The sequence below is a fragment of the Pseudomonas agarici genome, assembly GCF_900109755.1.
Lineage (GTDB): Bacteria > Pseudomonadota > Gammaproteobacteria > Pseudomonadales > Pseudomonadaceae > Aquipseudomonas > Aquipseudomonas agarici.
In genome coordinates this window covers 1-15,035 of sequence record NZ_FOAR01000017.1, presented here as the reverse complement: position 1 = coordinate 15,035, position 15,035 = coordinate 1, and the positions used below count along the sequence as shown (strand labels likewise).

General features: G+C 62.5%; 3 protein-coding genes. All 3 read right to left on the bottom strand.

Annotation, left to right across the window (positions count from 1 at the left end):
* On the bottom strand, positions 1-6,404 hold a 6,404-nt coding region (locus BMX68_RS16120; RefSeq protein WP_439896039.1), incomplete at its 3' end, for a non-ribosomal peptide synthetase.
* Positions 6,401-14,308, bottom strand: a complete 7,908-nt coding sequence (locus tag BMX68_RS26410) for a non-ribosomal peptide synthetase (protein WP_074862357.1) — start codon at positions 14,306-14,308, stop codon at positions 6,401-6,403. The genes BMX68_RS26410 and BMX68_RS16120, both read right to left, overlap by 4 nt.
* Before the next feature lie 171 nt (positions 14,309-14,479).
* On the bottom strand, positions 14,480-15,035 hold a 556-nt coding region (locus tag BMX68_RS16110; RefSeq protein WP_256218799.1), incomplete at its 5' end, for a phosphopantetheine-binding protein.

The following is a 15,035-nucleotide window of genomic DNA, read 5'->3' as shown; positions in this document are numbered from 1 at the left end:
GTCAACAGCACCTTGGCACCGCTATCTTCGAGCATGTAGGCCACGCGCTCGGCCGGATAGTCCGGGTCCAGCGGCACATAGGTGCCGCCGGCCTTGAGCACGGCCAGCAAGGCCACCACCATCTGCGCCGAACGGCTCATCGCCACGCCGACCCGGACCTCCGGGCCGACGCCCGACTCGATCAGGCGATGGGCCAACTGGTTGGCCCGCCGGTTCAGTTGTTCGTAGCTCCAGTGCTGCGCGCCGACCGTCAGGGCGATGGCCTGCGGCTGGCTGCTCGCCTGGGCATCGATCTGCTGGTGAATGCACAACTCACGCGGATAAGCCAGCTCGTTGGCGTTCCATGCCTCAAGCTGCAACCGGCGCTCGTCCGCCGACAGCAGGCCAAGTTCGCCGATAGGCGTCTGGGCGCTCCGGGACAGGGCAACCAGCAAAATAAGCAAATGCCGGCTGATCTGTTCGACGGCGGCATCGCTGAAATGCGTCTGCGCATAGTTGTAATGCAACGACAGGGTCTCGCTCAGCGTCACAGACAGTGTCAGCGGATAGTTGGTCTGCTCATGGTTGTCGATGCGGCCAAACAGCAGATCATCCGCGGCCTCCTGCTGCAAGGCCTCGGCAACCGGGTAGTTCTCGAAGACCAGCAGGCTGTCGAACAACGCATCGTTACCCAGCCCGGCCCAGCGCTGGACGTCGAACAAGGGCGTGTGCTCATGCTCACGCAGGGCAACGTTGCCCGCCTGGACCGCCTGTAACCACTCCCCGACACTTTGCTGCGCACACGGGCTGGCGATGACCGGCAAGGTGTTGATGAACAGACCGATCTGCTGCTCAACCCCCTTGAGGTCCGCTGGCCGGCCCGATACGGTAGCGCCGAAGCACACCGTCCCGAGCCCCGTGTAACGTTGCAGTAGCAACAGCCACGAGGCCTGCAACAGCGTGTTCACGGTAATTTTTTGCTGGCGGGCGAACTCGCTCAGTTGGCGGGTGGTATCGACATCCACCAGTTGCCGCAGATCGCCTTGCCCGCCAGCCCCTGCGGGCACAAAAGCGCCGGCCAGCCGCGTCGGTTCCTGCAACGGCGCCAATTGTGCCTTCCAGAACGACTCGCTGACAGCAACGTCCTGGCGTTGCAACCAGGCGATATAGTCCCGGTAGTGACCGGGGTGGGCAATCGGTGTCTGGCCGTGATAACGCTGCAGCACCTCGCCCATCAACTGCGAGTGACTCCAGCCATCCATCAGGATGTGGTGGTGGGTGTAGATCAGGTGATGACGATTCTCACCGGTGCGCACCAGTTGCAAACGCAGCAATGGCGCCCGGCTGAGGTCGAAGTCCTGCTGCTCGGACTGCGCCAGAGCCTCCAGGTCCAGGTCCAATTGCGCATGAGCGCGCCAGTCCCGCACGGTAAACGGAACCGCCAGGTGCTTGTGCACCAGTTGCATCGGCTCGGCGAACTCACCCTGCCAGACGAAACGGCTACGCAGGATATCGTGGGCATCCATCGCCGCTTGCCAGGCCTGCTGGAAACGCGATGCATCGAGACCTTCGACATCCAGGCGCATCTGGTTGATGTAGTGGCTGCTGTGCGGCTCATACAGGCTGTGAAACAACAGGCCATGCTGCATGGGCGACAACGGATAGATGTTTTCGATCTGCCCGGCGGGTACGTCGAGATTGTCCAACTGCGCCTGTTCAAGGCGCGCCAACGGGAAGTCCGAAGGCGTGACACCTTGTGCTGGCGACTCACAGCAATGGGCGATCAGCTCCTTGAGTTCCTGCACGTACTCGTCGGCCAGAACCTGCAGAGTCTGCACATCGAACATTTCGCGACTGAAGGACCAACTGACGCTCAACTCGCCCGCATACACCTGGCTATTGACGGTCAGCCAGTTGCCCAGCGGCGCCTCGGGGCTCTGCTCGGCGCCGCGGCTTTCGCCGGATGGCACGAACAGCGCCCCCTGCGCCTCGCTGAAGCTACCATCGAACTGCCCCAGGTAGTTGAAGGTGATACGCGGCAGCGGCAAGCCGGCCAGTGCCTCGCGCGCCGCTTCATCCCCAAGGTAACGCAAGGCGCCAAAGCTCAGCCCTTTGTCGGGAATCGCCCGCACCTGCTCCTTGATCGCCTTGATCGCGCTGCCTGGAGTCCCTTGGGCCGTGAGCTTGAGCGGATACAGGCTGGTAAACCAGCCCAACGTCCGCGTCAGGTCGATATCGTTGAACAGGTCTTCCCGACCGTGTCCTTCCAACTGCACCAGCACCGACGCCTGCCGCGTCCATCGCCCGATCACCCGAGCCAGGGCCGTCAGCAACAGGTCGTTGATCTGGGTGCGATAGGCTGCCGGTGCCTGCTGCAACAATTGCTGGGTGAAGGTCGTGTCCAGTCGGCTCTGTACACTGTCAGCGTAGCGGTTCTGCAAGGCGGCCCCAGGACGATCACAAGGCAAGTCGGCCACGACACCCTGGAACTGCTCCAGCCAGTAGGGCAATACCTGCTGTTGCGCTTTATCGCGCGCATAGGCCTGCAGCCGCTCGGCCCAGCGTTTGAAGGCGCTGCTCTTGGCTGGCAGGGCCAGCGCCTCACCGGCCTGCAGTTGCTGATAGGCCGTCTGCAGGTCCTCGAACAGAATCCGCCAGGAAACCCCATCGACCACCAGATGGTGGATCACCAGCAACAGACGCTGTGAGCCATCCGCCATCGTCACCAAGACGGCACGCAACAAGGGGCCATTGCCCAGATCAAGGCTACGCTGGGCCTCTTCGCCGAGCTGCTCGAGTGCTGCCACATCGGCTGCATCGGCCTGATGCAGCACCGGAGATTGCTGCCAGATCGCCTCCTGCTCCCGTAGGGTGCGGTAAGTGGCTGTCCAGGCCGACACCGTGCGGTCAACCTCCTGGCTGAAGCGCAGGCGTAGCACGTCATGCTGCACGATCAGCGCACGCAATACCTGTTCCAGTTGCGCGGGATCAAGGGGACGGGACGGTTTGAGCAGCACCGACTGGTTCCAGTGATGGCGCTCGACCGTCACGGTTGCGAAGAACAGTCGCTGGAACGGCAGCAAGGGGGTCGCGCCAACGGTCGGTCCCTGCTCGATGACAAGACCGCCATCGCCCACTTGGGCCACCGTGGCCAGGCCCTGCACAGTCTGGTGTTGGAAGAGATCCTTGGGCGTGAAACGGATCCCCGCCTGCCGGGCACGACTGACCACCTGGATGGAAATGATCGAGTCACCGCCCAACTCGAAGAAGTTATCGCTCAATCCCACCCGCTCGACCTTGAGCACTTCCTGCCAGACCGTTGCGATACGCCGCTGCAGTTCATTGCGCGGTGCCACATAGGTCTGCTGCAGTTGGCTGACATCCGGTTTGGGCAGGGCCTTGCGCTCCAACTTGCCATTCGGGCTCAGCGGCAATTGCGCCAGAAACAGCCAGTGTGCCGGGACCATATAGTCCGGCAGGCTGCCCTTGAGCGCCAGTTTGAGGGCATCGCGCAGCGCGCCTTGGGCCTGGGGATCGGCTCCGGCCAGCGAGTCGTCGGCAGGTACCACATAGCCGACCAGTTGCAGGCCGCCGCTGCCTTCGATCGCCAGCACCACCGCCTCGCGCACGCTGGCTTGTTCCAGCAGCCGGGCTTCGATTTCACCCAGCTCGATGCGCAACCCACGCACTTTTACCTGGTGGTCGATCCGCCCCACGTACTCGATGATCCCATTCGCCCGCTGGCGTACCAGGTCGCCGGTACGATAGAGGCGCTGGCCGTCGCCCAGCGGGCTGACGACAAAACGCTCGGCTGTCAGTCCGGCACGGCGATGGTAACCACGGGCCAGGCCCTCTCCCCCCAAGTAGAGTTCACCCATCACCCCATTGGGTACCAATGCCAGCTCATGACTCAGTACATAGGTTTGCAGGTTGGCGATTGGCTCGCCGATGGGCACGCTGTCGCGGCCCTCTTCACGGCAAGTCCAGTGGGTCACGTCGATGGCCGCTTCGGTGGGGCCATACAGATTGTAGAGAGCGGTATCCGGCAATTTGGCGAATACCTGCTGTTGAGTATCCACCTGTAACGCTTCGCCACTGCAGACGATGCGTTTGAGTCCGGTACAGAGCGCGACGTTCTCATCCTGCAAGAAGACCTGCAACATCGACGGCACGAAGTGCAGCGTGGTGACACGCTGCTGGTTGATCAGCCCCACCAGCCGCGCCGGATCGCGATGATCGCCAGGTTCGGCGATCACCAGGCGGGCGCCGGTCAGCAGTGGCCAGAAAAACTCCCAGACCGAGACATCGAAGCTGAACGGGGTCTTTTGCAGCACCGCATCGTCGCTGCCCAGGCCATACGCCTGTTGCATCCAGCACAGACGGTTGGTCAGCGCGCTGTGGCGGTTAGCGGCGCCCTTGGGTTTTCCGGTGGAGCCCGAGGTATAGATGACGTAGGCGAGGTTTTCCGGATGCAAGGCGACGGGCGGCGGCGTCGCACAAACGCAGTCCGCTTCCAGCTCATCCAGGCATAACGTCGCCACCGTGTCAGGCAGTGGCAAGCGGGCAAGCAGGCGGCGCTGGGTCAGCAGCAGACTGATGGAGCTGTCTGCGATCATGTAGGCCAGGCGGTCTTCGGGATACTCCGGGTCCAACGGCACATAGGCACCGCCCGCCTTGAGGATGGCCAGCAGGCCAACAACCATTTCCAGGCTGCGCTCGACAGCGATACCCACCAGTACATCCGGGCCTACGCCCTGGGCGATCAACTGGTGGGCCAGGTGGTTGGCCCGGCCATCCAGTTGTCGATAGCTCAACGACTCCCCGGCGAAGACCAGGGCCACCGCGTCTGGTGTCGCGCTCGCCTGTTGTTCGATCAGTGAATGGACGGTGCGCTCCAGCGGGTACGCGGTGCGGGTCGCATTCCACTGTTCGAGCCGCTGCAGGCGTTCACTGTCATCCAGCATCGGCAGCTCGCCAATGCGCCCGGCGGGATCGGCGGTCACCGCACGCAGCAGGTTCTGCCAGTGCCGGGCCATGCGCTCGACGGTTGCCGCGCTGAACAGATCGGTCGCATAGGTCAGGCTGGCAGACAGCCCATCAGCCGATTCGAAAGTATCGAGGGTCAGGTCCAGTTGGGCCGTATGGTTTTCCCAAGCCAGCACCTCGACGTCCAGCAGCGAGGCGGGTCCGGCGGCGGCGCGAGGCACCTGTCGAGCGGCGCTCTGATGGTTGTACATCACCTGGAACAAGGGGTTGTGGCTCAAGGAGCGCTCAAGTTGCAGGGCCTCGACCAGTTGCTCGAAAGGCAGATCCTGATGCGCCTGGGCTCCCAGCGCCGACTGCTTGCACGCGGCCAGCAATTGGCGAAAAGGCGCAGTGCCGTCGACCTCGGCCTTGAACACCTGGGTATTGACGAAGAAACCGATCAGGCGCTCGGTTTCCACCCGGTTGCGGTTCGCCGAAGGCACCCCGATGAGAATCTCGCGCTGGCCGCTGTAACGATGCATAAGGACCTGGAAAGACGCCAGCAACACCATGAACAGCGTGACGTTTTCCTGCTGGGCCAACTGGCGGATGCCATTGACCAACCGCGCCTCCAGGGTCAGGGCCAGGGTGGCGCCGCGCAAACTCTGCACCGCCGGACGCGGGTGGTCGGTCGGCAGCTCCAGGACCGTTTGCGCCGCCCCCAGCGTGACTTTCCAGTACTCCAACTGGCGAGCCTGCTCCCCCGCTTCCATCCAGTGCCGCTGCCAGATCGCGTAATCGGCATACTGGATCGACAGCACCGGCAGCTCGACCTGGCGGCCCTGGCTGAAAGCACCATAGAGCTCGACCAACTCCTGGACCATGACCTGCATCGACCAGCCATCGGAGACGATGTGGTGCTGGGTCAACACCAAGACATGGTCGTCGACCGCCAGGCGCAACAACGTCACCCGCAACAGCGGAGCCTGGGTCAGATCGAAGACTTCTTGGCTTTGTTCGCCGACGAAGGCCGCGATTGCCTCGTCGCAGGCGGTCGCACCGGACCACTGCCGCACCGAAAGGCTCAGCTTGAGTTCGGGCTCGATAACCTGAAGCGTGCGCCCCTGGTCCTCGACAAAACGCGTGCGCAAGCTTTCATGCCGGGCTATCAGGGCGTTGAAGCTGCGCTCCAGACTGGCAACGTCCAATGCGCCGCGCAGGCGCAAGGCCGTGGGAATGTGATAGGCACTGCTCTGCGGATCGAGTTTCCAGAGAAACCATTGACGCTGCTGGGCAAAGGACAACGGCAACGCCTCGAAAGACGACTTGACCTCGGGAATGGGCAGGTGGGCGGGAGAAACTCCCTCCTCCAGCATTTTTTGCAGATACAGCGTGCGTTTGTCCAAAGTAAGCGTGATAAACCGCTTGGCGATTCGTGCAGCTACTTGCTTGTCCATCACACCTCCTCCATTTCGTCGAGCAGGCTTTCCAGCCGGTTCAGCTTCGACGTATTGATTTGCTCGCCACCGGCTTGCAACTGGGCGACGAAATCAACCAGGACCGGGTATTGAAAAAGCAGTTGCGGCGTCAGGCTCATGCCCAACTCCAACTGGATGCGCGAAACCACGTTGACCGCCAGCAGGGAATGCCCACCCAGTTCGAAGAAGTGGTCATCGAGCCCGACCCTTTCCAGCTTCAGGACGTGCTGCCAGATCTCGGCGATCCTGATCTGCTGTTCGCTCTCGGGGGCAACATAACGGCGTTGCCATTGCCCCGACGTCGGCGCCGGCAGTGCCTGGCGGTCGAGCTTACCGTTGAGGGTCAAGGGCAGGTGATCGATGAACAGCAGATGCGCCGGCACCATGTAGTCAGGCAGATCCTGCTTGAGTGCCGCCCGCAGGTTTTGCCGCAAGTGGTGCTGCCCGCTCTCGTCATCCAGCGCCATGGCTGGCACCACATAGGCCGCCAGTTGCTGGTTGTCATGGCTTCCGACCGCCAGCACCGCAACCTCACGCACCGCTGACAACGCTTGCAGGCGCGCTTCGATCTCGCCCAGCTCGATGCGAAAACCGCGAATCTTCACCTGGTGATCGATGCGTCCCACATATTCCAAGGTACCGTCGGGGCAATAAGTCACCAGGTCGCCGGTCCGGTACAGGCGTCCACCCGCGGTGGCAAACGGATCGGGGACAAAACGCTGCGCACTCAATCCACCGCGATTCAGGTAGCCGCGTGCCAGGCCAGCCTGACCAATGTACAACTCCCCCGTGCAGCCCTGGGGCACCAGGTTCAGGTCGCCATCGAGGAGGTACCACGACAGGTCCGCGATCGGTGCCCCGATGGGGCTGCTGGCCGTGCTGTCGAGGTCGGCCAGCGACAGCGCTCGCCAGGTCACATGCACGGTGGTTTCGGTGATGCCGTACATGTTGACCAATTGTGGCGAATGATCGCCATAACGCTCGAACCACGGACGCAGCGTCTTGACGTCCAGGGCTTCGCCGCCGAATACCACATACCGCAAGGCGCTGCTCGAGCGCACCGAATCCGCGCACGCCACCTGCATCAGTTGCTTGAACGCCGACGGTGTCTGGTTCAGTACCGTGACCTGTTCGCGACAGAGCAAGGCATGGAACTCTTCGGGAGAACGGCTGGTTTCGTGCGGCACGATCACCAACCGGCCACCATACAGCAGCGCGCCGAAGATCTCCCAGACCGAGAAGTCGAAAGCGTAGGAGTGGAACAACGTCCAGACATCCTGCGCGCCAAAGCCGAACCAGCACTCGGTGGCGGCGAACAGACGCAACACGTTATGGTGGGGCAACAGCGTGCCCTTGGGCTTACCCGTCGAGCCGGAGGTATAGATCACGTAGGCCAGATGATCGCTGCTCATCGGCACCTGCGGCTCGCCCTCGTCGTAGCCCGTCACACTGTCATCGAGGTTCAGCTTCACCAGTCCCGCTGGGGTCGGCAAGCTCTCGAGCAGTGGCTGCTCGCCAAGCAGCAAGGCCATGGCGCTGTCCTCGACGATATAGGCCAGGCGCTCACGCGGGGCATGTGGGTCGAGCGGCACATAGGCACCGCCCGCCTTGAGGATCGCCAACAGACCGACGATCATCGCGAACCCACGTTCGGCCACCAGCCCGACCCGCACCTCCGGACCCACGCCCTGTTCCCTGAGCCGATGCGCCCACTGGTTGGCGCGGCGGTTGAGATCGCCATAAGACAGCGATTGGGCATCAAGGCTCAAGGCGATGGCTTGCGGTGCGCTCGCCGCACGGGCAGCGATGATTTCATGCAGGCATCGCTCGCTCGGATACGCCGCTACCCGTGGATTGAGCTCGGTAATGATTGCTTGCCGTTGCGCCTGATCATGCAACTGGCAGTCGTCCAGCATCAGGCCGGCATCCTCGCTCATTTGCCTGAGCAGCAGACACAGATGGGCGTTGAGCTGTGCAACGGCCCGCTCGTCAAAAGACGCTCGGGCATAGTTGTAATGCAGCGACAGGCATTCGCTGAGCCCCACCACCAGGGTCAGCGGGTAATTGCTTTGCTCGTGGTTGCTCAGGTTGGCGAATTGCAGTTCGCCTGGGCTGTCCTGTTGCAGTGCCTGCGACACCGGGTAGTTTTCGAACACCAGGTTAGTGTCAAACAGCGCCTCGCCCCCTTGGCCAGCCCAGCGTTGGATCTCGAACAACGGCGTGTGTTCCTGCTCGCGCAAGGCCAGGTTTTGCGCCTGCACGGTTTGCAGCCATTGCGCCACACTGTATTGCGCCCGCGGGGTGGCGATGACCGGCAGGGTATTGATGAACAGGCCGATCTGCTGCTCGATACCTTTGAGCTGCGCCGGGCGCCCCGAAACCGTGGCGCCGAAGCATACCGTGTCCTGGCCGCTGTAACGCTGCAGAAGCAACAGCCAGGCCGCCTGCATCAGGGAATTGACCGTGACTTTCTGCCGCCGACAGAACGCCACCAAACGCTGGGTCTGTGCCTCGTCGAGCAGGCAGCGATAATCGTCATGTCCTGGGCGGGCAGCAGGCTGGCGCCAGCCCGTCGACAAGGCCCGCGACAGATGCGTCGCAGTCTCCAGAGGAGCCAATTGGGCCTTCCAAAACTGCTCGCTGTCCGTCAGGCTTTGCGTCTGGAGCCAGCCGATATAGTCGCGGTAGCGCCCGGTACGAGGGGCCAGAGCCTGGCCGCTGTAGCGCTGCAGCACTTCACCCAGCAACTGCGAACTGCTCCAACCGTCCATGAGGATATGATGATGGGTGTAGATCAGGTGGTGGCGCCCTTCGGCGGTGCGAATCACCGCCAGACGCAGCAACGGGCCCCGGACCAGATCGAAGCCCATGCGCAACTGTTCGCCGGCCAGTTCATCCAAGGCCATGTCTAGCGCGCTCCGCTCGCGCCAGTCCTCAAACAGGTAGGGCACCTGGAGCTGCTTGCGCACCACCTGGACGGCATGTTCCAGCTCACCCTGCCAGACGAACGTCGTGCGCAGGATTTCATGGTGATCGATCACCGCCTGCCAGGCCTGACGGAACCGCTCGGGGTCGAGGCCGCCGATGTCCAGGCGCATCTGGTTGAGGTAATGACCCGAGCGCTGCTCGTACAGCGAGTGGAACAGCATGCCTTGCTGCATGGCCGACAGGCGATAGATATCTTCGATCTCGCCGGCGGCGATGGGCAGGGCATCCAGTTGCGCCTGGGACAAACGGGCCAGACTGAAATCCGATGGCGTGACGGCTCGATTCCCGGCGTCCAGACAATGCGCCACCAGTACCGTCAGCTCCTGCACCAGTTCATCGGCCAGGCGCTGGATGGTCGACACCTCGAACATTTGCTCACTGAACGTCCAACCCAGGCGCAACTGACCGGCAAACACCTTGCCACTCAAGCTGAGCCAGTTGTCCAGCGGCGCTTCCAGGCTCTGCTCCGCACCGGCGTTCTCCTCGGCAGGCTGGAGCAGGGTCTGGCGCGAATCATCGAAACTGGCATCGAACTGCCCCAGGTAGTTGAACGTAATGCGCGGTTCGGGCAGAGCCGCCAGCAGGTCCTGGGTCTGGGCATCGCCCAGGTAGCGCAAGACACCGAAGCCGATCCCCTTGTTGGGGATCGCTCGCAGCTGTTCCTTGATCTGTTTGATGGACCCGGCCAGGTCCTCCAGCGGCGTGAGCCGTACCGGGAAGGCACTGGTGAACCAACCGATGCTGCGCGTCAGATCCATGTCCTCGAACACCTCTTCGCGACCGTGTCCTTCCAGCCGGATCAAGGTATCGGGCCGTCCGCTCCAGCGCCCGATCACCCTGGCCAGGGCCGTCAGCAGCAGGTCATTGATCTGGGTCCGATAGGCCGCCGGGGCCTCCTGGAGCAACTGCCGGGTCAGATTGGCGTCCAGGCTGGCCTGCACGGTCCGGGCGTGCTTGTTCTGCAGCCCGCCCTGCGGGCGTTCGCACGGCAGGTGCGAAGTGGCCCCTTCCAACGCCTGCTGCCAATAGCCCAGTTCCTGCTGCAAGGCCTCGCTACGCGCATAGCCGCGCAGACGCTCGGCCCAGGCCTTGAGCGACGAAGTCTTGGCAGGCAACTGCACGGGCTGCCCTGCCTGCAGCCGGGTATAGGCCGCCTGCAGGTCATCGAACAGGATACGCCAGGAAACGCCATCGATCGCCAGGTGGTGGATCACCAACAGCAGGCGCTGGCTACCATCGGTCATGGTCCCCAGCACCGCCCGCAGCAACGGACCGTGCTGCAGATCCAGGCTGGCCTGGGCCTGCTGCCCAAGGGCTTGCAGCGCAGCTTCGTCAGCCACCTCCCGCTGCCAGAGCAACGGTGTCTGCGTCCATTCGCGGGCCAGCTCCTGCGGTCCACGGTAACGGGCGCCCCACTCGCCCTCGTGCTCATGAAACACCAGGCGCAAGGCATCATGGTGAACGAGCAAGGCCCGCAACGCCTGCTCAAGCCATTGGGCCTGTAGCGGCTGGACCGCTTTGAGGAGTACCGACTGATTCCAGTGATGACGCTCGACCTTGATAGTGGCGAAAAACCAGCGGTGAATCGGTAGTAACGGCATGTCGCCGCTGACCGGTCCCTGGTCGACGGTCACCGCCACCTCGCCCGTGCGGGCAACGGTCGCCAGGCCCTGCACGGTCTGGTGCTGGAACAGTTGCTTGGGAGTAAAGCGGATACCGGCCTGACGGGCACGACTGACCACCTGGATGGTGATGATCGAGTCTCCCCCCAACTCGAAGAAATTGTCGCTCAGACTGACCTGATCAAGCTTGAGCACATCCTGCCAGATTGCCGCGATTGCGCATTCCAGCTCGCTTTGCGGGGCGACATACGCAGGCGCAACCTGAGTAGCGTGTGCAGCAGGCAAGGCCTGGCGATCCAGTTTGCCGTTGGCGGTCAGCGGCAATCGCTCCAGCACGATTATCTGCGCCGGCACCATGTATTCGGGTAAGTGCTCACGCAACCGGGCCTTGATGCTTTCGCGCAGCGCCGCCGCCCCCGTGGCCTCGACCACCGGTTGCGCCGGCACGATGTAGGCCACCAGTTGCTGGCCGCCGATACCCTCCGTCGCCAGCACCGCCGCTTCGCGCAACGCCTCCTGGCCGAGCAGGCGTGCCTCGATTTCGCCCAGTTCGATGCGCAAACCACGCACCTTGACCTGATGGTCGATACGACCGACATATTCGATCACACCGTTGTCCCGGTAGCGTGTCAGGTCACCTGTGCGGTACAGGCGTCCGCCCGCCGAGGAAAACGGATCGGGAACATACTTCTCGGCGGTCAACCCAGGACGCGCCAGGTATCCCCGCGTAACCCCCGCTCCCGCCAGGTAAAGCTCGGCCGCCACCCCTTCGGGGACCGGCTGCAGTTGTTCGTCCAGCAGGTAGCTGCGGGTATTGGGCAGAGGCCGGCCAATGCTGGCCCTGGCATCCGGCTCCCGGCGGGTCCAGGTCGAATAGGTGGTGTCCTCCGAAGGACCGTAAAGATCGTAGACATGCTCTACCGACGCCAGACCATAGAGCGATTCCACCAGCGACTGCTTGAGGGGCTCGCCGGCCAGGTTGATGATGCGCACGCTCGGCGGAATCTGCCCGACACGCTGTAGCGCGGCGATGGCCGAGGGCACTGTGTTGATCAAGCGTACCTGGTCGCGGGCCGGCAATTTGGGCAGTTCCAGGGCGTTACGCGCCAGTACGATGGAGCCGCCGTTGGCCAGGGTTACGAACAACTCCCAGACCGACAGGTCGAAACAGATCGAGGTACTGGCCAGTACCCCCTGAATATCTTCCTGGCGGTAGACCTGGCCCGACCAGTGGATCAATGCCGAAACGTTCCGATGGGCGATCGCCACGCCCTTGGGCTTGCCGGTGGAACCGGAGGTGTAGATCACATAGGCCAGGTTCTGGGCATCGACCGATGTCTGCGGGTTGCCATCCGGCCCCCCGCCAGCCGTCACCACATCGTCACCGACCAACACCACCTCAAGCCCCTGCGGCACCGACAGGCTTGCCAGCAAGCCGGGTTCGGTCAGCAGCAAACGCGCCCGGCTGTCTTCCAGCATGTAGGCGATGCGCTCGGCCGGATAATCCGGGTCCAGTGGTACATAGGCGCCGCCGGCCTTGAGCACCGCGAGCAGTGCCACCAACAGGTGTGGCGAACGCGACAGGGCTACGCCGACCCGCACTTCAGGCCCGACGCCTAAGGTTATCAGGTGATGTGCCAGGCGGTTGGCCTGGGCATTGAGCTGCGCGTAACTCAGTTTGCGCTCGCCACTGATCAACGCCAGCGCTTCGGGTTGGCGGGCTACTTGCGCTTCAATCTGGCGATGGATGCTCTGTTGCTGCGGGTATGCCCATTCATTGCGATTGAGGTCGATCACCAGCCGCTGCCGTTCGCTGGCCGACAGCAGTGGCAACGAGGCGACATCCTGCAAGGCATCGGCCACGATGCCTTGCAGCAGGTTCAGCCAATGTCCGGCCATGCGCTCGATGGTCGTCGCCTCGAACAGGTCGGTGGCATAGGTTAGCTTGGCCGCCAGGCCCTCTGCAGACTCGAAGGTATCCAGTGTCAGATCGAACTGGGAGGTCTGTTTGTCCCAGACCAGACCTTCGACCTCCAGCCCCACTGCCTGCTCTGCTGCCTGGGTAGGTGCCTGACGCCCCTCGCGCTGGTGGTTGAACATCACCTGGAACAACGGGTTGTGGCTCAGGCTGCGCTCCGGGTGCAGCGCCTCTACCAGTTGCTCGAACGGCAGGTCCTGATGATCCTGAGCCGACAGCACGGCCTGCTTGACTTGCTGGAGCACCTGGAGAAAGGAGGCTGACTCGGCGAATTCGGCCTTCAATACCTGGGTATTGACGAAGAAACCAATCAGTCCCTCGGTTTCAACCCGAGTGCGGTTTGCCGTCGGCACACCGACCCGAATATCGCGCTGACCACTGTAACGATGCAGCAGTGTCTGGAACGACGCCAGCAGCAGCATGAACAGCGTGACACCTTCACGCTGGGCCAGTGCCTGGAGTGCCGTCGAAAGATCCGTCGAAATGGCCACCGCCAGGCGAGCGCCGTGCTCGCTGAGCTGCGCCGGTCGCGAATGATCCCAAGGCAACTGCAACACGGCGGGATCACCCGCCAATTGTGTCGTCCAATAGGCCAGTTGGCGCTCGCGCTCGCCGGCTTCCATCCACTGTCGTTGCCACAACGCGTAGTCGGCATACTGAATCGGCAATGCCGGCAAGTCCACGGCCTGCCCCTGGCTGAAGCCGGTGTAGAAGCGCATCAGCTCATTGACCATGACCTGCATCGACCAGCCATCGGAGACGATATGGTGCTGGGTCAGTACCAGCACATGATCCTGCGGGGCCAGGCGCAGCAACTTGACCCGCAACAAAGGAGCCTGGCGCAGATCGAAGAGTTGCTGGGTTTCTTGCTCGACCAGACAACGAATCGCCTCGTCTGTAAGGACTTCCTCAGCCAGCGACAAGTCTTGTAAGACGAGCGTCAGGCGAACCTCGTCATGTACCACTTGCAGCACCTGTTCGCCGTCCTCGACGATCGAGGTGCGCAAGGTTTCATGACGGCCAATCAAGGCATTGAACGAACGCTCCAGCGCCGCCACATCCAGTGGCCCGCGCAAGCGCAGGGCACTGGGAATGTGGTACGCCGCGCTATCTGGATCAAGGTGCCAGAGGAACCATTGACGCTCCTGGGCGAAGGAAAGCAGCAGCGGTTCATCAGCGCTACGCTTGAAAACCGGTACTACTGTAAAGAGGTTAATGCCCTTTTGCTTGAGCAGCACCGCCAGCGCTTTCCTCTCCTTTACCGAGAGGCTTCCAACCGATTCGATCAACGCTTGCACCCAAAGCTCCTTACTAGTGCTGTGTGGTGAGTTCTATGAGTCAATTTCGGCGCCACCCGCCCCTGACCGGCGTTGCTGTTGCTCGCCATAGCCCGGCTAGACGGGTCACAGCGCCTTGGCCATGGGTTGGTGACATCCGAACTTGAGCTAACGAACTCACCGTATAGGCCACTAAGAAATTAGTTTCTCCAGCTCATTGCTTGATAAACGTTTGAGAGCCTCCAAGGATTTAGCCAATTCTTCATCCAGGGATTGGTGCACCGTGCGGTGCGTTTCGACGCAGCGGCAAAAGGCTTGCAGGTCATGGGTTTCGAACAGCGACTTGAGTGGTACCTCGGCCCGCAACTGGTTGCGCAACCGGACAATGACCTGGGTAGCCAGCAACGAATGCCCACCCAGATCGAAGAAATTATCGTCAAGACCGACGCGCTCCACTTGCAAGACGTCCTGCCAGATCAGCGCCACTTCGCCTTCGAGCTCGCCTTGCGGAGCCCGCCAGGCGCGCCGGACAAGTGTTTCATCGACACCTGGTAGAGCCTTGCGGTCCAGCTTGCCATTGGGCGTCAACGGCAAGGCCTCAAGAAACAGCCAGTGCGCCGGCACCATGTAATCCGGCAGACTCGAGCGCAGGACACCCTTGAGCGTTTCGCGCAACACCTGCGCCGACTCGCCATCCACCCGCCCCGCCAGCGGCACCGCATAAGCCACCAACTGCGAACCCGCCCCA